This is a genomic window from Brevundimonas denitrificans, from assembly GCF_030160755.1.
GTDB lineage: Bacteria > Pseudomonadota > Alphaproteobacteria > Caulobacterales > Caulobacteraceae > Brevundimonas > Brevundimonas denitrificans.
Genome location: NZ_BSOY01000052.1, coordinates 1 through 23,960 on the forward strand (window position 1 = coordinate 1; position 23,960 = coordinate 23,960).

The window sequence follows — 23,960 nt, forward strand, 5'->3', positions numbered from 1 at the left end:
GCCGCCGCCCGGCCGATCGACGACAGCGCGGGCAGCCCCTTCGCCGCCGAGGGCGCCCGCCGTCTGGCCCAGTACGAGGCCCGCCGCCGTCCGCTGGCGGGCGGAACTGGCAATGTCGGCCCGCAGGACGGCGTCGGCTCCAATTTCGGCATCGGCGTCGCGGGGGCGCACCTGGACCCGTCCTTCCGCCCCGACTCGACCCAGAACATCCGCACCGACCGCCGGGACGGACCGCGCTGACCGTCGCCTCCCTGCGCGAAGCGTGGGGAGGGGGACCGCCGCAGGCGGTGCAGGGGTGGCCGCCGCCGCACCCTGGCGGGGGGCCCTCACCCCTCCACCATGCTTCGCATGGTCCCCCTCCCCCTTCGCTTCGCGAACGGGGAGGAGACAAAAAGAAGGGCGGCCCCGTCGCCGGAGCCGCCCTCTTCATTTCAGTCCTGAGCCCGTCGATCAGCCTTCGCTGTTCTCCAGCTCCAGCGCCAGATCGGCGGGAAGCGGCTCGATGGCGGCTTCGCGCGTCGACGTCAGTTCGGCGTCGCGCTCGTTGGCGATCTTCTGCAGGGCCCGGAGATAGGCGCCCGTGCCGGCCGGGATCAGACGGCCGACGATGACGTTCTCCTTCAGGCCTTCCAGCGTATCGACCTTGCCGTTGACCGAGGCGTCGGTGAGGACGCGGGTGGTCTCCTGGAAGGACGCCGCCGAGATGAAGCTGCGGGTCTGCAGCGACGCCTTGGTGATGCCCAGCAGGACCGGCTGGGTGGTGGCGATCCGGCCGCCGCGCTTCTCGACCTTGGCGTTCTCGAGCACGGCTTCCGCGACCTCGACCGTGTCGCCACGGATCAGGGTGGTTTCGCCCGAGTCGAGGATCTCGACCTTCTGCAGCATCTGGCGAACGATCACCTCGATGTGCTTGTCGTTGATCGGCACGCCCTGCAGTCGATAGACCTCCTGCACTTCGTTCACGAGATATTCGGCCAGGGCCTCGACGCCCTGGATGCGCAGCAGGTCGTGCGGATCCGGGTTGCCGTCGATGATGTAGTCGCCCTTGTTGATCAGATCGCCGTCGTGGACGGAGATGTGCTTGCCCTTGGGAATCAGGAACTCGACCGCCTCGCCCTGTTCGCCGTCTGCGTTCGGCTCGGGGGTGATCTTGATGCGGCGCTTGTTCTTGTAGTCGCGTCCGAATTCGACGCGGCCGTCCATCTCGGCGATGACCGCGCAGTCCTTGGGACGACGGGCTTCGAACAGCTCGGCCACCCGCGGCAGACCGCCGGTGATGTCGCGCGTCTTGGCGCCCTCGGTCGGAACGCGGGCGATGATCTCGCCCGGCTTGACCACATCGCCGTTGTTCACGGACAGAACCGCGCCCACCGGCAGCAGGTAACGGGCGTCGGAGCCCGAGGCCAGCTTGGCGTAGGCGTCGCCCGAGGTGACGCCCATGGCCGGACGCAGGTCAGCCCCACGCGGGCTGGCGCGCCAGTCGCTGACGACGCGCTGGGCGATGCCCGTCGCTTCATCGGTTTCCTCGCGGACCGACAGGCCCTCGACCAGGTCCTCGAACCGGATCACGCCGCCGACTTCGGTCAGGATCGGAGAGGTGTAGGGGTCCCACTCCGCCAGACGCTGGCTGCGCTTGACGTCCGATCCCTCGACCACCCGCAGACGGGCGCCGTAGGGGATCTTGTGGCTCTCGCGGTCCTTGCCGTCGACCACGATGGTGACGACGACGTTGCGGCTCATGGCCACCAGATCGCCGTGCGCCGCCTTGACGGTCGGGCCGGTGATACGGGCGATGCCGGGGTTGGTCGCCTCGTAGAACGAGGTTTCCGCCACCTGGGCCGTGCCGCCGATGTGGAAGGTCCGCATCGTCAGCTGGGTGCCGGGTTCGCCGATCGACTGGGCGGCGATGACGCCGACCGCTTCGCCGATGTTGACGTTGGTGCCGCGCGCCAGGTCACGCCCGTAGCAATAGGCGCAGATGCCGGCTTCGGCCTCGCAGGTCAGGGCCGAGCGGACCTTGACCGACTGGACGCCGGCCTGGTCGATGACCTCGACTTCTTCCTCTTGCAGGTAGGTGTCGGCCTCGAACAGGACCTTGTCGCCGCCCGGCTCCTTGATGTCCTCGGCCGCATAGCGACCCAGAACCCGCTGACCCAGCGAGACCAGCACGTCGCCGCCTTCGACCACGGCGCGCAGGGTGATGCCCCGCGTCGAGCCGCAATCGTCCTCGGTGACGATCGAGTCCTGCGCCACGTCGACCAGACGACGCGTCAGATAGCCGGAGTTGGCGGTCTTCAGCGCGGTGTCGGCCAGACCCTTGCGGGCGCCGTGGGTGGAGTTGAAGTACTCAAGGACGGTCAGGCCTTCCTTGAAGTTCGAGATGATCGGCGTCTCGATGATCTCGCCCGACGGCTTGGCCATCAGGCCCCGCATGCCGCCCAGCTGCTTCATCTGCGCCTGCGAACCACGGGCGCCGGAGTTGGCCATCATGAACACCGAGTTGATGTCCGGCGCCTGGCCCTTGGCCAGGACGCGCGGCTGGGCGATCTCGCCCATCATCGCATCGGCGATCTTGTCCGTGGCCTTGGCCCAGGCGTCGACGACCTTGTTGTACTTCTCGCCCTTGGTGATCAGGCCGTCGGCGTACTGTTGCTCGTACTCCTCGACCTGGGTCCGGGTGGCGGCGACCAGGGTGGCCTTGGCGGCGGGGATGACGATGTCGTCCTTGCCGAAGGAGATGCCGGCCTTGGCGGCTTCACGGAAGCCCAGCTGCATCATCTGGTCGGCGAAGATGACCGTCGCCTTCTGACCGCAGTGGCGATAGACCTGATCGATCAGGTTGCCGATCTCCTTCTTGGTCAGGTTCTTCTCAAGCAGGCGGTAGCCGATGTTCGCATTGTGCGGCAGCAGCGCGCCAAGCTTCATCCGGCCCGGGGTCGTGTCGATGACCTTGGTGATGACTTCGCCGGCGGCGTTCATCTCGGTCCAGCGCGCCTTGATCTTGGTGTGCAGGCTGACAACGCCGGCGTCGAGCGCCGCATCGATCTCGCCCATGTTGGCGAACAGCTTGCCTTCGCCCTTCTCGCCTTCCTTGATCAGCGACAGGTAGTACAGGCCCAGGACGATGTCCTGCGACGGCACGATGATCGGCTTGCCGTTGGCGGGCGACAGGATGTTGTTCGTCGACATCATCAGGACGCGCGCTTCCAGCTGGGCCTCGAGGCTCAGCGGAACGTGGACGGCCATCTGGTCGCCGTCGAAGTCGGCGTTGAAGGCGGTGCAGACCAGCGGGTGCAGGCGGATGGCCTTGCCCTCGATCAGCTTCGGCTCGAACGCCTGGATGCCCAGACGGTGCAGCGTCGGCGCGCGGTTCAGCAGCACCGGGTGCTCGCGGATGACCTCGTCGAGGATATCCCACACCTGCGGCTGCTCGCGCTCGACCATGCGCTTGGACTGTTTGACGGTGCCCGACAGGCCCTTGGCGTCAAGGCGCGCATAGATGAACGGCTTGAACAGCTCGAGCGCCATCTTCTTGGGCAGGCCGCACTCGTGCAGCTTCAGCTCGGGACCCACGGTGATGACCGAACGGCCCGAATAGTCGACGCGCTTGCCCAGAAGGTTCTGGCGGAAGCGGCCCTGCTTGCCCTTCAGCATGTCGGCGAGCGACTTCAGCGGACGCTTGTTGGCGCCCGTGATGACGCGGCCGCGGCGGCCGTTGTCGAACAGGGCGTCGACCGATTCCTGCAGCATCCGCTTTTCGTTGCGGATGATGATGTCGGGCGCGCGCAGCTCGATCAGGCGCTTGAGGCGGTTGTTCCGGTTGATGACCCGGCGATACAGGTCGTTCAGGTCGGAGGTGGCGAAACGGCCGCCGTCCAGCGGCACCAGCGGGCGCAGTTCCGGCGGGATCACCGGCACGACCGTCAGGATCATCCACTCGGGCTTGTTGCCGCTCTCGAGGAAGGCCTCGATCAGCTTCAGGCGCTTGGAGGCCTTCTTGGCCTTCATTTCCGAGGGGCTGTCGGCCAGTTCGCCGCGGTGCTTCTCGGCCTCGGCGTGCAGGTCGATGCCGATCAGCAGGTTGCGCACGGCCTCGGCGCCGATCTCGGCGGTGAAGCCGTCGTCGCCGAACTCGTCCTGGTAGCGGTAGAACTCGTCTTCCGTCAGCAGCTGGTTCTGCTTCAGCGGGGTCAGGCCCGGCTCGGTGACGATGTAGTTTTCGAAGTAGAGCACGCGCTCCACGTCCTTCAGCGCCATGTCCAGCATCAGCGAGATGCGCGACGGCAGCGACTTCAGGAACCAGATGTGGGCGACCGGGGACGCCAGTTCGATGTGGCCCATCCGCTCGCGGCGAACGCGGGCCAGGGTGACCTCAACGCCGCATTTCTCGCAGATGATGCCCTTGTACTTCATGCGCTTGTACTTGCCGCACAGGCATTCGTAGTCCTTGGTCGGGCCAAAGATACGGGCGCAGAACAGGCCGTCGCGCTCCGGCTTGAACGTGCGGTAGTTGATGGTCTCGGGCTTCTTGATCTCGCCGAACGACCACGACCGGATCTTCTCCGGGCTGGCGAGGGCGATCTTGATCTGGTCGAAGGTCGGAGTGACCGGGACCGCGTTGAAGATGTTCAGGACTTCCTGGTTCATCTTGATTCCTTCTGCGGGCTGACCCGCCAAAATTCATTGAGGGAGAAAGTGGACGACCGTCCCTCCCCGCTCGCGCGGAGAGGGATCATTCGATCGGTCAGCTGTTCTCCAGCTCCACGTTCAGACCCAGCGAGCGCATTTCCTTGACGAGCACGTTGAAGCTCTCGGGAATGCCCGCCTCGAAGCTGTCGTCGCCGCGGACGATGGCCTCGTAGACCTTGGTCCGGCCGGCCACGTCGTCGGACTTCACCGTCAGCATCTCCTGCAGGGTGTAGGCCGCGCCGTAGGCTTCCAGCGCCCACACCTCCATCTCGCCGAAGCGCTGTCCGCCGAACTGCGCCTTGCCGCCCAGCGGCTGCTGGGTGACGAGCGAGTACGGTCCGATCGAACGGGCGTGGATCTTGTCGTCGACCAGGTGGTGCAGCTTCAGCATGTAGATGTAGCCGACCGTGACCGGGCGCTTGAACTGCTCGCCGGTCTGGCCGTCATAGACGATCGACTGGCCGGTGCGGTCGAGACCCGCCTTCTCCAGCAGTTCCTCGATGTCGTTGATGTGCGCGCCGTCGAACACCGGGGTGGCGAACGGAACGCCCTTGGACAGGTTCTTGGCCAGCTCGATCAGGTCCTCTTCCGACTCGGGAAGCGGGGTGTCCGGGCCGTAGATGCTGGTCAGGTGATCGACCAGCGCCTTCTTCTGTCCGCCCTGTTGCCAGGCTTCCAGAAGGCCCTGGATCTGCTTGCCGAGACCGGCGGCGGCCCAGCCCAGGTGGGTTTCGAAGATCTGGCCGATGTTCATGCGCGAAGGCACGCCCAGCGGGTTCAGAACGACGTCCACCGAGGTGCCGTCTTCCAGGTGCGGCATGTCCTCGATCGGCAGGATCTTGGAGATGACGCCCTTGTTGCCGTGACGGCCGGCCATCTTGTCGCCGGGCTGAAGCTTGCGCTTCACGGCCACGAAGACCTTGACCATCTTCATCACGCCGGGGGGCAGTTCGTCGCCGCGCTGCAGCTTCTCGACCTTGTCCTCGAAGCGGCGGTCGAGCGCCTTGCGGGCGTCCTCGAACTGCTTCTTCATGGCCTCGAGCTCGCCCATCGCCTTCTCGTCGTCGAGGGCGATCTGCCACCACAGGCCGCGCGACAGCTCGCCCAGCTTCTCTTCGGTGACCACGCCGCGCCCCAGGCCCTTCGGACCCGAGGTGGCGTTCTTGCCGAGGATCAGCGGCTTCAGGCGGCCGTAGACGTTGCGCTCGAGGATCTTGAGCTCGTCGTCGCGGTCCTTGCCGAGGCGTTCGATTTCCGAACGCTCGATGGCGATGGCCCGCTCGTCCTTGTCGACGCCGTGACGGTTGAACACGCGCACGTCGACGATGGTGCCGGCGACGCCGGGCGGCAGGCGCAGGCTGGTGTCGCGGACGTCGGAAGCCTTCTCGCCGAAGATGGCGCGCAGCAGCTTCTCTTCCGGCGTCATGGGCGACTCACCCTTCGGCGTGACCTTGCCGCACAGGATGTCGCCCGGCTGGACCTCGGCGCCGATCGCCACGATGCCGGCCTCGTCGAGGTTGCGCAGGGCCTCCTCGCCGACGTTCGGGATGTCGCGGGTGATCTCTTCCGGCCCCAGCTTGGTGTCGCGGGCCATGACCTCGAACTCCTCGATGTGGATCGAGGTGAAGACGTCGTCGCGCACGATGCGCTCGGAGATCAGGATCGAGTCTTCGAAGTTGTAGCCGTTCCAGGGCATGAAGGCGACGAGCGCGTTCCGGCCCAGGGCCAGTTCGCCCAGGTCCGTCGACGGGCCGTCGGCGATCACGTCGCCGACCTTCACCTCATCGCCCACGCGCACGATCGGGCGCTGGTTGATGCAGGTCGACTGGTTGGAACGCTGGAATTTGGACAGGCGGTAGATGTCGACGCCCGAACGGCCGGCGTCGGCTTCGTTGGTGGCGCGAACCACGATGCGGGTGCCGTCGATCTGTTCGACGACGCCGTCACGCTTGGCGACCACGACGGCGCCGGAGTCCACGGCCACGACCGCTTCCATGCCGGTGCCGACCAGCGGCGCGTCCGACTGCACCAGCGGCACGGCCTGACGCTGCATGTTCGCGCCCATCAGGGCCCGGTTGGCGTCGTCGTTTTCCAGGAACGGGATCAGGGCGGCGGCGACCGAAACGACCTGTTTCGGCGACACGTCCATCATGTCCACGTCGGCGCGGATCAGCAGCTGGGAGTCGCCGTTGATCCGGCCCGGGACCAGCTCCTCGACGATCATGCCGTCCTTGAGCTCGATGTTGGCCTGGGCGATCGTGTATTTCGCCTCTTCCATGGCCGAGATGTAGACCACCTCGTCCGTGGCCTTGCCGTCCTTCACGCGACGGTAGGGGCTCTCGATGAAGCCGTACTTGTTCACCCGGGCGTGGGTGGCCAGGGAGTTGATCAGGCCGATGTTCGGGCCTTCCGGCGTTTCGATCGGGCAGATGCGGCCGTAGTGGGTCGGGTGCACGTCGCGGACTTCAAAGCCGGCGCGCTCGCGCGTCAGACCGCCCGGGCCAAGCGCCGAAAGGCGACGCTTGTGAGTGATTTCCGACAGCGGGTTGGTCTGGTCCATGAACTGCGACAGCTGCGACGAACCGAAGAACTCGCGCACGGCCGCGGCGGCCGGCTTGGCGTTGATCAGGTCGTGCGGCATGACCGTGTCGATATCGACCGAGGACATGCGCTCCTTGATGGCGCGCTCCATCCGCAGCAGGCCGACGCGGTACTGGTTCTCCAGCAGTTCGCCGACCGAACGGACCCGGCGGTTGCCCAGGTTGTCGATGTCGTCGATCTCGCCCTGGCCGTCCTTCAGGCCGACGAGGATCTGCAGCACGCGCAGGACGTCGTCCTTGCGCAGCACGCGGATTTCATCCGACACGTCCGGGGTTTCCAGACGCATGTTCATCTTCACGCGGCCCACGGCCGACAGGTCGTAGCGCTCGCTGTCGAAGAACAGCGAGTTGAACATGGCTTCGGCGGCCTCCGGGGTCGGCGGCTCGCCCGGGCGCATCACGCGATAGACGTCGAACAGCGCGTCCTCGCGGCCGGTGTTCTTGTCGATGCGCAGGGTGTTGCGCATGTAGGCGCCGACCGTGACGTGGTCGATGTCCAGCACGTCGATGGTGGAGAAGCCCTTCTCCTCCAGCAGTTCGATGGTCGGCGCGTCCAGCTCGTCGCCGGCCTCGGCGTAGATCTCGCCGGTCTCGTAGTTCACGGCGTCGGCGGCCAGGTATTTCGTCAGCAGTGCGTCGGCGGCCAGCGACAGCGACGTGGTCGTGTCGCCCAGCTTCTTGGCCTGACGGGCGCTGATCTTGGTGCCGGCGGCGGCGATCACTTCACCAGTGTCGGCGTCGACCAGATCGAACTCGGGCTTCACGCCCTTCCAGCGTTCGGCCTTGTAGGGGGTGACCCAGCCGTCGCCGCGCTTCTCGTAGGGCACGGTCTCGTAGAAGGTCTTGAGGATCTCCTCGCCGTCCATGCCCAGACCCATCAGGAAGGTCGAGGCCGGCAGTTTCCGGCGGCGGTCGATGCGGACGTAGACGATGTCCTTGGCGTCGAACTCGAAGTCCAGCCACGAACCGCGGTACGGGATCACGCGGGCGGCGAACAGCAGCTTGCCCGAGCTGTGCGTCTTGCCCTTGTCGTGGTCGAAGAAGACGCCCGGCGACCGGTGCATCTGCGAGACGATCACCCGCTCGGTGCCGTTGACGACGAAGGTGCCCTTGTCGGTCATGAGCGGGATGTCGCCCATGTAGACGTCCTGCTCCTTGATGTCCTTGACCGAGCGCGCGCCGGTCTCTTCATCCGCCTCGAACACGATCAGGCGCAGCTTGACCTTCAGCGGCGCGGCATAGGTCATGTCGCGCTGGATGCATTCCTCGACGTCGTATTTCGGGTCCTCGAACTCGTAGGAGACGTATTCCAGGATGGCGCGTTCGTTGAAGTCCTTGATCGGGAAGACCGACTTGAAGACCGCCTCGATGCCCTGATCCTTGCGCGGACCGCTGCGCACTTCGCGCTGCAGGAACTGCTCATAGGAGGCGCGCTGCACCTCGATCAGGTTCGGCATCTGCACCGCTTCGGGGATCCGGCCGAACGAGTGGCGGATGCGCTTCTTGCCGGTGAATGTCGTGGCGTGGGCGAACTGGCCGTTGGCGACGGCGACTTCGGCTTTGGACTTGGCCATTCTGTCTTCCCAATGCGCAGGCCGGGCAGCCCGCGTTCAATGCAGCAGCCACGGCTCCGCCTCCCGGGCGACCCGTGACCATCGGTTTCGACGTCCACCCTCGGGCCTTGCGGCGCCAGGACGTCTGAAATTGCAGGGCTCCCTGGGGAGGAGCGCGCCTTCGCACCGGTCGGAGGGCGACAAACCGGGCCTCGGCGCTTTCGCGCGCATCTCATACTGAGTTAGCGGAACCGGGTGATATACTCGCTTTTCCGACGAAATAAAGGCCCGTCCGGCAGTTTTCGGGATTGACCTTCCACCCGTCAGGGGAAGTACCTTCAGATTGTTCGCGGTTCGCGGAAGAACCGGATGTTGAAGGGCGGTCGATTGCAGCCCCTGAAGATCGGTGACGTATGAGCCGCCTCGCTTTGATGCTGGCCATTGGTCTCAGCCTTCTGGCCCCTGCGGCCTCCGCCCAGCAGACGCTCGAACAGACGCCGACCACGCGCGGCCGGATCAGGGACGCCACCACCCTTCTGGCCGCGCAGGACGCTGCGGCCCGGGCCGGCGCCGACTGCGAGGTCACCGGGGTCGCCCTCCGGGGCATGGACAGCATCGGCGACCGCCAATACGAGGTCGTCTGCCGCGAAGGGCCGGGCTATCTGATCGTCGACGGGACCAGCCCCTCCGCGCACAGCTGCCTCCTGCTGGCGAGCCAGAGCGACCGGTTCCAGCGCGGAGAGCGGTCGATCCGTGCTGCTCCGGTTTGCGTCCTTCGGAGCAACCGGACTCCGGGCCGGCATTTCGCAGCCATGGCGGCTCAGGCGGGCCTGGACTGCCGGGTCGATGAGGGCCGGGTCGTCGGTCTCTCCCCGGCGGGGAACACGATCTATGAGATCGGCTGTCGCCGCGCGCCCGGGGCCTGGATCGAACAGGCGTCCGGCGCCTGGATCGTCACCGATTGCCTTGATGTCCGGTCGCGGGGCGACCTCTGCCGGTTCACCACCGAGCCTGAAGAACTCGCGGGCTTCCGCCCAAGGCTGGCCGGAAGCGCCGCCGAGGCCTGTGCGCCGACGCAGGTGCGGGAAATGGGGCGCAATGCGGCGGGCCTCACCTGGTACGCACTGACCTGCGCCGGCGGCGCGCCCGTCGTCGTCAGTCTGGATGCCGGACGCAGGGTGACGAATGTTCTGTCCTGCACGGAAGCGGCCCACATCGGCGACGGCTGCCGGGCCGACCCGTCACGCCCCGAGCGGTGAGAATTTCGACACCCGCATAAGGCCCGCGCCGAGCGCGTATTCCTCAACGGTCCTGCCCCTGCTAGCGTCGCCTTATGACCCGCACCCTCCTCATCGCCGCCGCCGCCCTGTCCCTCGCCGCCTGCGCCACGGCGCAGGAGCCCGCGCCCGCCCCCACGCCGGGCGTCGGCACGCTGGAAGGCTGGACCGCCGGCAATGCGCAATATCTCGTCGTCAACGGCGCCCGGCGCGGCTGGACCACCACCGAATCGGGCCTGCAGTACCGCCGCGTGGGCCGCGCCCACCCGAACGGCCGCCAGCCCGCAGCGACTGACACGGTCAAGGTCCACTACCGCGGGACCTTCGTCGACGGCCGCGAGTTCGACAGCTCGTACAGCCGGAACGAACCGGCCGAATTCCCCCTGAACCGGGTCATCAGAGGCTGGACCGAGGGCGTCGCCCTGATGCGGGAGGGCGAGACCTTCGAATTCGTCATCCCCGCCGCGCTCGGCTACGGCGAGCGCTGGGTCGGCGGCGGCGAATTGCCGCCCAACTCCACCCTGCTGTTCACGGTGGAACTGCTGGAAGTGAAGCCGGCGTCCGTTCCCGCGCCCTGACCCACGGAACCGCCAACATGACAGCGATTTAATCCCGGGGGCCTTCCGTCGGGTTGACCCTTGCCTGCGCGCAGCGTGATCTGCGCCCCCTGCCCGTCCCAGCCGGAAGTGATCGATGAAGCGTCTGCTCCTGTCCGTTTGCGCCGCCGCCGTGATCTTCGGCGCCGCGCCATCGCTCGCACAGGTCGGAACGCCCGCCCTCGACCGGGCTCTCGTCCCCATCCCGTCCCCGCGCGACGTCCCCTACCCCGGCGCCATCAGCCTGGACATGGACGCCACCGACATCGACCGGCGCATCGTCTCGGTGCGCCAGACCATCCCCGTCGCAGGCCCCGGCCCGCTGGTCCTGCTTTATCCGCAGTGGATTCCGGGCAATCACGGCCCCGTCGGCCCGGTAGACGACATCGCCGACCTGCAGATCACCGCCAACGGCCAGCCGCTGCGCTGGGTCCGCAACACGGTCCGCACCAACGCCTTCCAGGTCGAGGTCCCGGCCGGCGCGACCGCGGTCGAGGCCGCCTTCAAATGGCTTACCCCGATCGACGGTTCACAGGGCCGGGTCGTGATCACCGACGAGATGCTGAACATCCAGTGGGAGAAGGCCATTCTCTATCCGGCCGGCTACTATTCGCGTCAGATCACGGTCCAGCCGACCCTGCGCCTGCCCGCCGGCTGGCAGTACGGCGCGGCGCTGGACACCACGTCCTTCCAGAACGGCGTCGCCGTTTTCGCCCCCATCACCCTGGAGCATCTGGCCGACAGCCCGGTCTTCGCCGGGGCCCACTATCGCCAGATCGACCTCGATCCGGGCGGGCGTTCACCGGTCCGGCTGAACATCGTCGCCGACGACGCCGACATGCTGGCCGCGACCGACGCGCATATCGAGCTGCACCGGAATCTGGTCGATCAGGCCGACTACCTGTACGGCGCGCGCCACTTCAACCACTACGACTTCCTCGTCGCCGTCAGCGACCGGCTGGGCGGCATCGGGCTGGAGCATCACCGCTCGTCCGAGAACAGCGTCGACACCGACTACTTCACCGACCCGGCCTCGACCCTCGCCGACCGCGACCTGCTGGGCCACGAATACAATCACTCCTGGAACGGCAAATGGCGGCGCCCGGCCGACCAGCTGACCCCGACCCTGAACGAGCCGCTGCAGAACTCCCTGCTCTGGGTCTATGAGGGCCAGACCCAGTATTACGGCCTCGTCCTGACCGCCCGCGCCGGCCTGATGAGCAAACAGCAGGCGCTGGACGTCCTCGCCAACACCGCCGCCAGCTATGCCGAAGATAATCCCGGCCGCGCCTGGCGCGCCATGCAGGACACCACCAACGACCCCATCATCGCCCGGCGACAGCCCCAGCCCTGGAGCAGCTTCCAGCGCAGTGAGGACTACTATCGCGAGGGGGCGATGATCTGGCTCGACGCCGACACCCTGATCCGCGAACAGTCCGGCGGCCGCCGCTCGCTCGACGACTTCGCCAAGGCCTTCTTCGGGGTCCAGGACGGAAACTGGGACCCCGCGCCCTATACCTTCGACGACGTGACCTCGACGCTGAACGGGGTGCAGGCCAACGACTGGGCGGCCTTCCTGCGCGCCCGGCTCGACGCCGTGGGTCCCGAGGCCGCCGGTCCGCTCGCCGGCATCGAGCGCGGCGGCTATCGCCTCGTCTGGAGCACCACGCCCAACGCTTACAGCCGGGCGCTGAACGCCGAGCTCGAGCGGGTCGATTTCGCCTATTCGCTCGGTCTCAGCCTCAACAACGCCAACCGCGTCACCGCCGTCCGCTGGGGCTCGCCCGCCTTCGAGGCCGGCCTGACCTCGGGCTGGGAGCTCGTCGCCGTCAACGGCCGCGCCGCCAGCGCTGCGACCATCGCCGAAGCCATCACCGCCTCCGCCGGCAACACCAGCCCGATCGAGATGATGCTCCGGAAGGGCGACCACTTCCGCACCATCCGCTTCGACTATCACGGCGGCCTGCGTTACCCGCGCCTCGAACGCATCGAGGGCACCCCCGACCGTCTCGGCGACATCCTCGCCCCCCGCCGCCGTTGATCGTGAGGGACACGAAGATGATCCGAACCGCCGCCCTCGCCCTGCTCCTGACCTCGGCCGCCCTGCCGACCCTGGCCCAGGTCCCGGCCTCGCAAGCCGCGACGCCCCTGCCCGCCCCGACCAGCCTGCCGCACGCCCTGCCGCCGATCCCGGCGCCGCAGGACCGCGACTATCCCGGCGTCATCGGCATCCGCGTCGACCTGACCGACCTCGACCACAAGGTCATCCGCACCCGCCAGACCATCCCCGTCAGCGCGGGTCATCTGGTGCTGCAGTATCCGAAATTCATCCCCGGCAACCACGCCGACACCGGCCCGATCCAGCTGGTCTCCGGCGTGACGGTCACCGGCAATGGACAGCGCATCGAATGGGTGCGCGACACGGTCGATCCCCACGCCTTCCACCTCGCCATCCCGGCGGGCGTGACGGAGATCGAGGTCGCCTTCGAATGGCTGACCCAGCCCGATAACGCCGTCTGGCGCGTGGTCATGACGCCCGAGATGGTCAATCTCCAGTGGGAGAAGGCCCTGCTCTACCCCGCGGGCTACAATCACGACCGCATCACCTTCGCCCCCTCCGTCGTCCTGCCCACGGGTTGGCAGTACGGCGTGGCCCTCGACACCGTCTCCCGCGAGGGCGACGTGGCGACCTTCGCCCCCATCTCGCTCGAGCATCTGGCCGACAGCCCGATGTTCGCCGGGGCCCACTACCGCCGCGTCGATATCGATCCGGGCGGCCGCTCGCCGGTGCATCTCAACCTCGTCGGCGACACCGCCGCCTCGGTGAACATCACGCCCGAATGGGTCGCCCGCTATGAGTCCCTGGTCGACCAGGCCGACCGCCTGTTCGGCGCCCGTCACTACGATCGCTACGAATTCCTGCTCGGCCTGACCTCGAAGATGGGCGGAATCGGCCTGGAGCATCACCGCTCTTCCGAGAACACCGCCGCCCCCAACTATTTCTCCACCGCCAATCCGGCCTACGGCGCCCGGGGCCTGCTGCCGCACGAATACGTTCACAGCTGGAACGGAAAATTCCGCCGTCCGTCAGACGAATACGTCCAGAACCTCAACGTCCCCACGCAGAACAGCCTGATGTGGGTCTATGAGGGGCAGACCGAATACTGGGGCGACGTCCTGACCCCCCGCTCGGGTCTCGGCACGGTCGAGGAGGCCATCGTCAACCTCGCCGAGGTGGCCGGCTTCTACGACCAGCAGCCGGGCCGCGCCTGGCGCGCCCTGCAGGACACCACCAATCACAACCTGCTCGGCTACCGCACCACCAATCCGTGGTCGTCGTGGATGCGCGGCACCGGCGACTACTATCGCGAGGCCCTGCTGATCTGGCTCGACGCCGACACCCTGATCCGCGAGGCCACCAACGACCGCAAGTCGCTCGACGACTTCGCCAGGGCCTTCTATGGCGTCGAGGACGGCGTCTGGGAGGCCCGGCCCTATACGTTCGAGGACGTGGTCTCGCACCTGAACGCCGTCCACCCTCACGACTGGGCGACCTTCCTGCGCACCCGCCTCGACGCCGTCGGACCCGACGCCCGCGCTCCGCTGGACGGGATCGAACGCGCCGGCTGGCGGCTGACGTACGTCGATGAACTGACCGCCGTCGAGAAGCGGATGAACGGCGGCTGGGCGAGCGACTTCCAGTATTCGCTCGGCTTCAGCCTCGGCGCCGGCAACCGCATCACCGGCGTGCGCTGGGGCAGTCCGGCCTTCGAACAGGGGCTCGGCGCCGGCTGGGAACTGATCGCCGTCGGCGACCGCGTCGCCTCGGCCGAAGTCCTGCGCGACGCCGTCACGGCGGCCAGGGGCGGCTCCGACCCCATCCGTCTCGTGCTCAAGCGCGGCGACGAGTTCCGCACCCTGTCGTTCGCCTACCACGACGGCCTGCGCTACCCGCGTCTGGTCCGCATCCAGGGCACGCGCGACCGCCTCGCCGACATCTTCGCCCCCCGGCGGCGCTAGGGGCCGGGCGTCACGCCCGGCCCTTGTCGGCTACAGCAGTTTCAGAAGCGCTTCCGCCGCCTCGCGCGACGAGGCCGGGTTCTGGCCGGTGACCAGCTTGCCGTCGGTCACCACATAGGAGCCCCAGTCCGCGCCCTTCGAATAGTCGCCGCCGTTGGCCTTCAGCATGTCCTCGACCAGGAAGGGCACGATCTTCGTCAGGCCGACGGCCTCTTCCTCGCTGTTGGTGAAGCCGGCGACCTTGCGGCCCTTCACCAGCGGCTCGCCGTCGGCGCCCTTGACCGACTTGAGCACGCCCGGCGCGTGACAGACCGCGGCCACGGGCTTGTCGGCCCGGGCGAAGGCCTCGATCAGGCTGATGGAGGTCTTGTCTTCCGCGAGATCCCACAACGGCCCGTGACCGCCCGGATAGAAGACGGCGTCGAAATCGGCCTCGCTGACGCTGTCCAGCCTGACCGTATTGGCCAGAACCTTCTGCGCGTCCTCATCGGCCTTGAAGCGTCGGGTGTCGTCGCTCTGGGCGTCGGGCGCGTCGCTCTTGGGATCCAGCGGCGGCTGGCCGCCTTTCGGCGAGGCCACCACGATCTCCGCCCCCGCATCCTTCAGCGCGTACCAGGGCGCGGCGAACTCCTCCAGCCAGAAGCCCGTCTTCTCGCCGGTGTCGCCGAGCTGGTCGTGGGAGGTCAGCACCATCAGGATGTTCATGCGGGAGGTCCTTCGTTCGGGGAGACGTCGGCGCGGGTCGGTCCCGCGCATGCCAACCCAAACGAAAACGGGCCCGATGGTTTCCCATCGGGCCCGCGATATCGGGACGCAGGTGCGTCCTCAAGCCATGAGGCCCGGTCTTACTTGATCTGCACCTTGGCGCCGGCTTCCGTCAGCTTCTTGGCGACTTCGTCGGCGGCCTGCTTGGAGACGTTCTCGACGACGTTCTGCGGAGCGCCTTCGACCAGGTCCTTGGCTTCCTTCAGACCCAGGTCCGAACGGACGCCGCGGACTTCCTTGATGACGTTGATCTTCTTGTCGCCGCCGTCCAGCAGGACGACGGTGAACTCGGTCTGCTCTTCAGCAGCTTCGGCCGGAGCGGCGCCGCCGCCGGCGGGCATGGCCATGGCGACCGGAGCAGCGGCGCTGACGCCCCACTTCTCTTCCAGCAGCTTGGACAGTTCGGCGGCTTCCAGAACGGTCAGTTTCGACAGGTCTTCAACGATTTTGGCGAGATCGGCCATGGTGTGTTTCCTTCGGAGGATTGGGTTTCAGGTGAGAGTTTGCAGAGATGAAAGAGGCGGGTCCGCTTACGCGGCGTCCTTGGCGGCATAGGCGCTGAACACGCGGGCCAGTTGGGACGCCGGGGCTTGCACGACGCCGGCGACCTTGGTCGCGGGGGCGTTGAGCAGGCCGAGCAGCGAGGCACGGATCTGGTCCAGCGAGGGCAGTTTGGACAGAACGCCCACGCCCGCTGCATCCAGAACCTTGTCACCCATGAAGCCGCCCAGAACCACGAACTTGTCGTTGGCCTTGGCGTATTCAGCGGTGATCTTGGCGGCCGTCACCGCGTCGTCGGCATAGGCGATGCCCACGGGACCCTTGAAGAGGCCGTGGTATTCGCTGCCTTCAGCGGCGTCGAGCGCCTTGAGCGCCAGGCGGTTCTTGACCACCTTGAACGTGCCGCCGGCAGTACGCAGGCGTCCACGCAGGTCTTCCATATCCGCAACGGTCAGACCCAGATTGTGGGTCACGACCACGGCGCCCGCGTCGGCGAAAACGCCCTTCAGCGTTTCGATCGACTCGGCTTTTTGTGCGCGGTCCATTGCGGTCTCCAGTCTGTATTCGCCGCCGGGCTTATTCCCGACGACGGATTGGCCAAAGCGCGCCGCATCGCTGCGAAGCGTTCAGGCCGGTCGTATTGTCCGAAGGAAGCTCGAACCCCGACGCCCGGATACCGGAACGTCTGGCGTCGTCTGCATCCCCATCTCCCCACGGCGCCAGAGGGCTCTCTGGCATTTATGGCCTGGGTGACCCCCACGCCCCGAAGTTCTCGGACAGGACCGCCATGACGCAAGGCCATGACGGAGAAGGCGCGCTCTATACACGCACCCGCGCAGAACTCAAGCGGGCACTATGCAGACGGGGTGAAAAGGGGTCACATCCCGGCTTCGAGGGGAAGCGACCATGACCGAGACCACCGAAGCGACCGGCCGCGACAGCCTCGGCGGCGCGACCTCGCCCCTGCTCGGCCCGATCCGGCTGGGGATCGGCCTGCTGCAGGGCCTCGGCCTCTACGGACTGCACCGCGTTTCCGACGGCCCCGCAACCTGGGGGGCGACCCACCCCCTGCTGTTCGGGCCGCTGCTGCTGGTCACAGCCTTCCTGCCCATCATGCTGCTGGCGGGCGTCGGTCGCCTGCGCCTCGTCACCCTGGCCATCTGGACCGCCGTCGCCGGCGTGACCCTGGCCCTGCTGGGCCTTCACGACATCGCCCGCCAGAGCGCCGAGACCCTGCAAGGCCCGCCCTTCCTGTCGCCGCCGGTGATCCTGTTCTCGGCCGCCGCCCTGTTCATCAGCCACCATCTTGTGGCCGCGGCCGACCTCGAGCGGCGCCGCGTTCCGGCCTTCTCCGCCCTGTTCGACACCGCCTCCAAGGCCGTCGTCCAGCTGGCCCTGTCGGTGGGCTTCACGGGCGCGTTCTGGATTCTGCTCCACCTCGGCGCGGCCCTGTTCAAGGTCATTGGGCTGGACTTCCTCGAGGACCTGCTGCGCAAGGCATGGTTCGCCATCCCCATCACCTTCCTGGTTTTCGCCACGGCGGTGCATCTGACCGACGTCCGCGACGGCCTGATCCGGGGCGTCCGCACCGTGGGCCTGATGCTGCTGTCCTGGCTGCTGCTGGTGATGACGGTGCTGGCCGCCGGCTTCGTCGCGGCCCTGCCCTTCACCGGCCTCGACGGCCTGTGGGAGACCGGCAGCGCGACGTCGCTGGTCCTCGCCGCCGCCGCCGCCCTGATCATTCTCATCAACGCCGCCTATCAGGATGGCCGCCCCGACAATCGCCCGCCGGCGGTGCTGCGCGTCGCGGTGCGCGTCGCCGCCGTCCTGCTCACGCCCCTCGTCGTCATCGCCGTCTGGGGCCTGGCCCTGCGCATCGGCCAGTACGGCCTGACGCCGGACCGCATCATCGCCGGCGCCTGCGCCCTCGTCGGCGCGGCCTTCGCCGCCGGCTACGGCTGGGCCGCCCTCAGCCCGTTCTGGCGCAAGGGCGACTGGATGCGCCCGCTGGAGCCGACCACCATCGGCGCCGCCGTCCTCGCCGTGGCCCTCATCCTCCTGCTGTTCAGCCCCGTGCTGGACCCCGCCCGGCTGTCGGTCATGGACCAGGTCGCCCGGCTGGAGCGCGGCGCGGTCACGCCCGACAAGTTCGACTACCGCTTCCTCCGCTTCGAGAGCGGCAAGGCGGGGGAGGCCGCGCTGGAGCGGCTGACCCGCTCGTCCGATGAGGAGGTCGCAAGAAGAGCTCGCGACGCCCAGTCGGACCGCGACCGACAGAACTACGGGCCGCCCCCATCTGTCCCGGTCGAAAAGCCGACGATAACCAGCTGGCCCTCCGGATCCGCTCTGCCCACCACCTTCCTGCCGCAGGGCGCGCGGTTCGACGACGAGCGCGGGCAATGTCGCGCGGAATCCGATTGTGTAGCGACATCCTCGGACCTGAACGGCGATGGCCGGGCGGAAATCCTTCTCGGGACCCCGCATTCGCTCGAGGTTTTCGAGGCTCAGGCGAACGGGACTTGGCTGGCGGTGGGCTACTACGATGCTTCAAACTGCAAGAACGGAGCGAAGCTCATCCGGGAAGGCGGGCTTCAAATCCGTCGTAGCCCTTGGCCCGACATAACGATCGGTGGGCTGAATCTGGATTTTCAGTCCTGGACGGACACCTGTCCCAAAGCGCCCTCGTCGACCGGGCCGGGAACGCCCATCGCCGTCGGACCCGAACAGCATGGTCGCATCACACACTTCTGATGCATGGCTGTCTTCCGGCGCTTCTCTTCGACGCCCCGCGGACCACAAGCCCCTTGACCCGGCGCGCCGACGTAACATTACACTGAGTTCATAAACGGGATCGGGGGACCCCACGTGAACCAGCCGGGCTCTCCTGCCCAGAACGACCTGCTGCGCCGCGCCGCCGAGGCCCTGGCGCGCCGCGATCCGCAATCCGCGCTCGGCCTGATCGACCAAGCGGACGCCATGGGCGCGACCCACGACGGGACCCTGAACCGTGCCCTCGCCCTGCGGCTGCTCGGCGACTTCCACGGCGCGCTCACGGTGCTCGACGACGCCCTGGCCATGCAGCCCTATGATTTCGCCGCCCTGCTGGGCAAGGCGTCCATGCTGGAGCAGATCGGCCAGGCCCGGTCCGCCGCCGACGTCTATCGCAACGCCCTGAAGATCGCCCCGCCGCGCGAGCGCTGCCCGCCGGTCATCCAGTCCCAGATCGATCACGCCGCCGGGGTCGTCCGTCGTCATGCCGAGGCCTTGCGCGACCATATGCGCAGCAAGGTCGCCGCCCTGCGCGGCAAGGTCGACGCGGCCACGCTCGACCGCTTCGACGAGGGGCTGGAGATCTACGCCGGCCTCAAGACCGCGCCGAAGCAGGAGCCCCTGCTGCTCGACTACCCCCGCCTGCCCGCCATCCCCTTTTACGATCGCGCCCTCTTCCCCTGGCTGGAAACGCTGGAGGCCGCCACCCCGGTCATCAAGGCCGAACTCGAGGCCCTGCTGGCCGGCGGCATGGACGATTTCGCACCCTATATCGCCTACCCCAAGGGCGCGCCGGTCAATCAGTGGGGCGAGCTGAACCATTCCCGCAAATGGAGCTCGCTGTGGCTGTGGAAGGACGGCGCCCGACAGGACGCCGTGTGCGAGCGGTGTCCCCGGACCGCCGCCCTGCTCGAATCCCTGCCCCTGTGCCGCCAGGACGGCTTCGCCCCCACCGCCGTCTTCTCGGCGCTGCAGCCCCACACCCACATCCCGGCCCACACGGGCTCGTCCAACGTGCGCCTGCTCACCCACCTGCCGCTGATCCTGCCGGGCCCGGCCCGCTTCCGCGTCGGCAACACGGTCCGCGACTGGAAGATGGGCGAGGCCTGGGTGTTCGACGACACCATCGACCACGAGGCCTGGAACGACGCCGACGAGATGCGGGTGATCCTGATCTTCGACATCTGGAACCCGGCGCTGTCGGAAGGTGAGCAGGCGTTGATCACCGCCATGATGCAGGCCCGGCAGAGCTTTGGGGGCGGGTAAGAGAACGGGATGAGGGATGAGGGATGAGGTCTGGAATCAGATCCTGAGCATCGGATGCGTACTCCAACCATCGTTGGCCGCTCCCTAACCCCTAATCCCTCATCCCTCATCCCTCCCCGTTAACCCTCCACTCACCCTGCCCCCCAACCCGATCTTCACCTTGTGACGGTTAAAACGTCCCGGAATGAGCCAGTCCCGCTTCAATGAGGACCGGCCGAACTCGTGATGTTGAAGGGGCCGAACCCATGGCGAAGACCGTTCTCGTGGTCGACGACGATCCCACCCAGCGCCGCCTCGCCCAGGCCGTGCTGGAGCGTGAGGGCTATGCCGTCGTCCACGCCGAGTCCGGCGGCGAGGCCATCGACCGCCTGACCAGGGGCGGCGGCGCCGATGTCGTCCTGCTCGATATGGTCATGCCCGGCATGAGCGGCATGGAGGCCCTGGCCGAAATCCGCACCGCCGGGGTGACGACCCCGGTCATCGTCCTGACCGCCTCGGGCGGAGTCGACGCCGTGGTCAAGGCCATGCAGGCCGGGGCCCAGGACTTCTTCGTCAAGCCCGTCTCGGCCGAACGCCTGCTGGTCGGCGTCTCCAACGCCCTGCAGCTGACCCGGCTGACCGCCGAGGTGGGCCGGCTGAAGAAGCACGTCTCCGGCCGCACCTCCTTTGACGACCTGGTCGGCCAGAGCCCGCCCATGCGGATGGTCAAGTCGCTGGGCGCCCGCGCCGCCAAATCCTCCATCCCGGTCCTGATCACGGGCGAGAGCGGCGTCGGCAAGGAGGTCATCGCCCGCGCCCTGCACGGAGCCAGCGACCGGTCCGGCAAGCCGTTCGTGGCCGTCAACTGCGGCGCCCTGCCCTCGAACCTGATCGAGTCGATCCTGTTCGGCCATGAAAAGGGAGCCTTCACCGGCGCCCACGACAAACACCTCGGCAAATTCCAGGAAGCCAACGGCGGCACCCTGTTCCTCGACGAGATCGGCGAACTGCCGCTGGACATGCAGGTCAAGTTGCTGCGCGCCCTGCAGGAGGGCGAGGTCGACCCCGTCGGGGCCAAACGCTCGGTCAAGGTCGACGTCCGCATCGTCTCGGCCACCAACCGCGACCCGGCCCAGCAGGTCCGCGCCGGCGCCTTCCGCGAGGACCTGTTCTACCGCCTCAACGTCTTCCCGATCGAGGCTCCGTCCCTGCGCGAGCGGCGCGAGGACATCCCGGCCCTGATCGATCACTTCATCGCCCGCTTCAATGTCGAGGAAGGCAAGCGCGTCGCCGGCTGTTCGGGCGAGACCCTCGCCCTGCTGTGCGCCTTCGACTGGCCGGGCAACGTCCGCCAGCTGGAGAACGCCGTCTATCGCGCCATCGTCCTGGCCGACGCCCCCTTTCTGCAGCCGCACGACTTCCCGGCCATCTCCGGCCTCTCCTCCCCCCCCATGGGGGAGGTGGCTCGGCGCGACAGCGACGAGACGGAGCGGGCGCCGACTGCAGGCTCGCTCCTCGACCTGCCGCCCCTGCCCGACACCCCGATCCGCATCCTCGACGAGCGCGGCCACCTGCGCACGCTGGAGGAGATCGAACGCGACCTGATCCAGCACGCCATCGAGGTCTACGCCGGCCATATGTCCGAGATCGCCCGCCGCCTCGGCATCGGCCGGTCGACGCTGTATCGCAAGGTTCGCGAGCAGGGACTGGAAGGCATCCTCAAGGAAGTCGGCTGAGGATTTGCGGCCACGCCCCCGGCCACGGCCGGAGTGTGACCAAAAGTTCATTGGCCAGCGGACGGCGGAACCCCGAAGACGGTAGAAGGCTCGCGCCCTGCTCAACCTTTGGTTTCCACGCTGAAACGCGACGGAAATGTCAGGCGGGCACGTTGCAAGGCTAGTTTCTCCCCGGGACCCGTCCGCATGCTGCTCGTCACCACCGCCCTGTCCGGCCTCATGGCCGGAATGATCCAGACTGCGCCCACGCCCCCGCCACAGCAGCCGCCGCAAACGCCGGCGACGCCGGCTCCGGCCGCCGAGCCTGCGTCCGACGCCTATGAGCTCGACTCCGTGGTGACCACCGGCGCGCGCCCCCGCGGCAGCGTCAATTCCGACATCCCGCCCGACGTCACCCTGAGCGCCGAACAGATCGCGGCCTACGGCGCCTCCAACATCGCCGAATTGCTGACCTATCTGGAGCCGCTGACCCGCAGCTCGCGCGGCCGGGCCGACGGCATGCCAGTGTTCCTGGTCAACGGCCGCCGCATCTCGGGCTTCCGCGAAATCCAGGGGCTCCCGCCCGAAGCCATCGAGCGGATGGACATCCTGCCCGAGGAGGTCGCGCTCGAATACGGCTACGCCGCCGACCAGCGCGTGGTCAATTTCGTGCTCAAGGCCAATTTCCGCTCGCTCACCGGCGAGGTCTCCGGCCGCATGCCCACCCAGGGCGGTCGCACCACCACCGAGATCGAGGGCAACGCCCTGCACATCTCGGGACCGATCCGCTGGTCCGTGGACGCCGAATACGAGCGCTCCAGCCCCCTGTACGAATCCGAGCGCGACATCGAGCGCGACGCGGGCACGACCCCCTTTGACGACGTCGACGCCTTCCGCACCCTGCTGGGCCAGAGCGAGCGGTCCACCGTCCGCGGCACGTTCAAGCGGGACCTGAACAACACCACCCAGGCCACCCTCAGCGGCAGCCTTGAGGATCGCTCCAGCCTCAGCTTCAATGGCCTGCCGGGCGTCATCCTGTCGGTGCCGGCCGGAAACCCGTACTCGACCTCGCCCACGCCCACGCCGGTCAGCCGGGTTCTGGACGCCCTGCCCCTGAACCGCGAGACCGACAGCCTGACCGGCGGCCTCGGCCTGGTCGTCGACGGCTTCCTCGGGGACGACTGGCGCTGGACCCTCACCGGCAACTACGACCGCATCGAAACCGACACCCTGAGCGGCCGGGGCTTCGACACCGCCGGTCCGTTCCAGACGCGCCTGAACGCCAACGACCCGACCGCCAACCCGTACGGCATGCTGTCGGCCAACGACTTCGTCCGCCTGTCCGACGACACCGCCAACTCCGTCTCCCAGGTCCTGTCGACCGAACTGGTGCTGAACGGCGACGTGTTCGAGCTGCCCGCCGGCGGCATCTCCTCCACCTTCCGGATCGGGGCCGACACCCGGTCGCTGGATTCCACCAGCGTCCGGTCGGGCCTGACCACCGAACGCTCCCAGTCGCGCGACCGGCTCAACAGCCAGGCCAGTTTCAGCATCCCGATCGCCAGCCGTCGCCGCGACGTCCTGCCCGCGATCGGCGACCTGTCGGCCAATTTCAACGTCGGCTACGAGGAGCTGTCGGACTTCGGCGGCCTGACCACCCTCGGCTTCGGCGTCAACTGGTCGCCCATCGAGCCCCTGTCGTTCCAGCTCAGCTACACCGACGAGCACGGCGCCCCGTCGATCTCGCAGCTGAACGATCCGACCGTCTCCACCTTCAACGTCCCGGTGTTCGACTTCGCCACCAACCAGACCGTGCTGGTCACCCGCATCGACGGCGGCAATCCGAACCTGAACTCGGACAACCGCCAGGTCTGGAAGGCCGGCTTCAACCTCAAGCCCTGGTCCGAGACCGACTTCCGGGTCAGCTCGACCTGGACGTACAGCCTGACCGAAGACGCCATCGCCGCCTTCCCGACCCTGACGCCGGACCTTGAGGCCGCCCTGCCCGGCCGTTTCAACCGCGTCGGCGGCGTCCTCGTCTCCTTCGACGCCCGGCCGCTGAATTTCGAGCGGTTCGAGCGTCAGGACATCCGCACCGGCTTCAACTATTCCCGCGCGTTCGGCGCCCCCAATCCGGCGGCGGCGCCCCTGCCCGGCGCGCCCGGCAGCGCCCGCCCGCCCATGGGCGGCGGCATGCCCATGCGGGTCGAGGTTCGCACCGAGGGCGGCG

The 23,960-nt window shown here is 67.7% G+C and carries 14 protein-coding genes; 9 read left to right on the forward strand and 5 right to left on the reverse strand.

All coding sequences use genetic code 11. From position 1 onward, the window contains the following. A partial coding sequence (locus QQJ79_RS11095; RefSeq protein ID WP_284222997.1) for a hypothetical protein occupies positions 1–240 on the forward strand: 240 nt, incomplete at its 5' end. 210 nt (positions 241–450) lie between these two features. Here QQJ79_RS11095 and rpoC read toward each other — a convergent pair. Both rpoC and rpoB read right to left on the reverse strand, forming a co-directional pair. Further along, complete coding sequence (gene rpoC, locus QQJ79_RS11100) at positions 451–4,647, reverse strand: DNA-directed RNA polymerase subunit beta' (protein WP_284222998.1); 4,197 nt, start codon at positions 4,645–4,647, stop codon at positions 451–453. A gap of 97 nt (positions 4,648–4,744) precedes the next feature. Beyond that, positions 4,745–8,863, reverse strand: coding sequence for a DNA-directed RNA polymerase subunit beta (gene rpoB / locus QQJ79_RS11105; RefSeq protein ID WP_284222999.1), 4,119 nt, complete (start codon positions 8,861–8,863; stop codon positions 4,745–4,747). 392 nt (positions 8,864–9,255) lie between these two features. Between rpoB and QQJ79_RS11110 the strand changes: the two genes are divergently transcribed. The 4 genes from QQJ79_RS11110 (at position 9,256) to QQJ79_RS11125 (ending at position 14,735) form a co-directional block, all read left to right on the forward strand. Then, a complete protein-coding gene (locus QQJ79_RS11110) occupies positions 9,256–10,101 on the forward strand; it encodes a hypothetical protein (protein WP_284223000.1) in 846 nt (281 codons plus the stop codon). A gap of 74 nt (positions 10,102–10,175) precedes the next feature. Then, positions 10,176–10,697: an FKBP-type peptidyl-prolyl cis-trans isomerase gene (locus QQJ79_RS11115; RefSeq protein ID WP_284223001.1), complete on the forward strand. Its 522-nt coding sequence runs from the start codon at positions 10,176–10,178 to the stop codon at positions 10,695–10,697. A 115-nt stretch (positions 10,698–10,812) separates the two neighbouring features. Next, on the forward strand, positions 10,813–12,756 hold the full coding sequence (locus QQJ79_RS11120) for a M61 family metallopeptidase (protein WP_284223002.1): 1,944 nt from the start codon (positions 10,813–10,815) through the stop codon (positions 12,754–12,756). Positions 12,757–12,773: 17 nt separating this feature from the next. Further along, positions 12,774–14,735 carry a M61 family metallopeptidase gene (locus tag QQJ79_RS11125; protein ID WP_284223003.1) on the forward strand — a complete coding sequence of 654 codons (1,962 nt, stop codon included), beginning with the start codon at positions 12,774–12,776 and terminating at the stop codon, positions 14,733–14,735. 30 nt (positions 14,736–14,765) lie between these two features. On the opposite strand, the gene QQJ79_RS11130 is transcribed toward QQJ79_RS11125, so the two are convergent. The 3 genes from QQJ79_RS11130 to rplJ all read right to left on the reverse strand — a co-directional run bounded on the left by QQJ79_RS11130 (position 14,766) and on the right by rplJ (position 16,546). After that, positions 14,766–15,440 carry a type 1 glutamine amidotransferase domain-containing protein gene (locus QQJ79_RS11130; protein ID WP_284223004.1) on the reverse strand — a complete coding sequence of 225 codons (675 nt, stop codon included), beginning with the start codon at positions 15,438–15,440 and terminating at the stop codon, positions 14,766–14,768. Positions 15,441–15,580: 140 nt separating this feature from the next. Then, positions 15,581–15,964: a 50S ribosomal protein L7/L12 gene (rplL, locus tag QQJ79_RS11135; RefSeq protein ID WP_284223005.1), complete on the reverse strand. Its 384-nt coding sequence runs from the start codon at positions 15,962–15,964 to the stop codon at positions 15,581–15,583. A gap of 66 nt (positions 15,965–16,030) precedes the next feature. Then, positions 16,031–16,546 carry a 50S ribosomal protein L10 gene (gene rplJ / locus QQJ79_RS11140; RefSeq protein WP_284223006.1) on the reverse strand — a complete coding sequence of 172 codons (516 nt, stop codon included), beginning with the start codon at positions 16,544–16,546 and terminating at the stop codon, positions 16,031–16,033. A gap of 361 nt (positions 16,547–16,907) precedes the next feature. On the opposite strand from rplJ, the gene QQJ79_RS11145 reads away from it, so the two are divergent. The 4 genes from QQJ79_RS11145 to QQJ79_RS11160 all read left to right on the forward strand — a co-directional run. Then, positions 16,908–18,752: a DUF4153 domain-containing protein gene (locus QQJ79_RS11145; RefSeq protein ID WP_284223007.1), complete on the forward strand. Its 1,845-nt coding sequence runs from the start codon at positions 16,908–16,910 to the stop codon at positions 18,750–18,752. A 114-nt stretch (positions 18,753–18,866) separates the two neighbouring features. After that, entirely contained in the window at positions 18,867–20,036 is a 1,170-nt protein-coding gene (locus QQJ79_RS11150; RefSeq protein ID WP_284223008.1) for an aspartyl/asparaginyl beta-hydroxylase domain-containing protein, read from the forward strand. 245 nt (positions 20,037–20,281) lie between these two features. Beyond that, positions 20,282–21,751 (forward strand): sigma-54-dependent transcriptional regulator, encoded by a 1,470-nt coding sequence (locus QQJ79_RS11155; RefSeq protein ID WP_284223009.1) that lies wholly within the window; start codon positions 20,282–20,284, stop codon positions 21,749–21,751. A gap of 186 nt (positions 21,752–21,937) precedes the next feature. Beyond that, on the forward strand, positions 21,938–23,960 hold a 2,023-nt coding region (locus QQJ79_RS11160), incomplete at its 3' end, for a TonB-dependent receptor (RefSeq protein WP_284223010.1).

What these genes read in the sequence shown, in the direction of transcription:
- rpoC (WP_284222998.1), bottom strand. Translation starts at nt 4,647, where the DNA reads ATGAACCAGGAAGTCCTGAACATCTTCAACGCGGTCCCGGTCACTCCG.
- rpoB (WP_284222999.1), bottom strand. Translation starts at nt 8,863, where the DNA reads ATGGCCAAGTCCAAAGCCGAAGTCGCCGTCGCCAACGGCCAGTTCGCC.
- QQJ79_RS11110 (WP_284223000.1), top strand. Translation starts at nt 9,256, where the DNA reads ATGAGCCGCCTCGCTTTGATGCTGGCCATTGGTCTCAGCCTTCTGGCC.
- QQJ79_RS11115 (WP_284223001.1), top strand. Translation starts at nt 10,176, where the DNA reads ATGACCCGCACCCTCCTCATCGCCGCCGCCGCCCTGTCCCTCGCCGCC.
- QQJ79_RS11120 (WP_284223002.1), top strand. Translation starts at nt 10,813, where the DNA reads ATGAAGCGTCTGCTCCTGTCCGTTTGCGCCGCCGCCGTGATCTTCGGC.
- QQJ79_RS11125 (WP_284223003.1), top strand. Translation starts at nt 12,774, where the DNA reads ATGATCCGAACCGCCGCCCTCGCCCTGCTCCTGACCTCGGCCGCCCTG.
- QQJ79_RS11130 (WP_284223004.1), bottom strand. Translation starts at nt 15,440, where the DNA reads ATGAACATCCTGATGGTGCTGACCTCCCACGACCAGCTCGGCGACACC.
- rplL (WP_284223005.1), bottom strand. Translation starts at nt 15,964, where the DNA reads ATGGCCGATCTCGCCAAAATCGTTGAAGACCTGTCGAAACTGACCGTT.
- rplJ (WP_284223006.1), bottom strand. Translation starts at nt 16,546, where the DNA reads ATGGACCGCGCACAAAAAGCCGAGTCGATCGAAACGCTGAAGGGCGTT.
- QQJ79_RS11145 (WP_284223007.1), top strand. Translation starts at nt 16,908, where the DNA reads ATGACCGAGACCACCGAAGCGACCGGCCGCGACAGCCTCGGCGGCGCG.
- QQJ79_RS11155 (WP_284223009.1), top strand. Translation starts at nt 20,282, where the DNA reads ATGGCGAAGACCGTTCTCGTGGTCGACGACGATCCCACCCAGCGCCGC.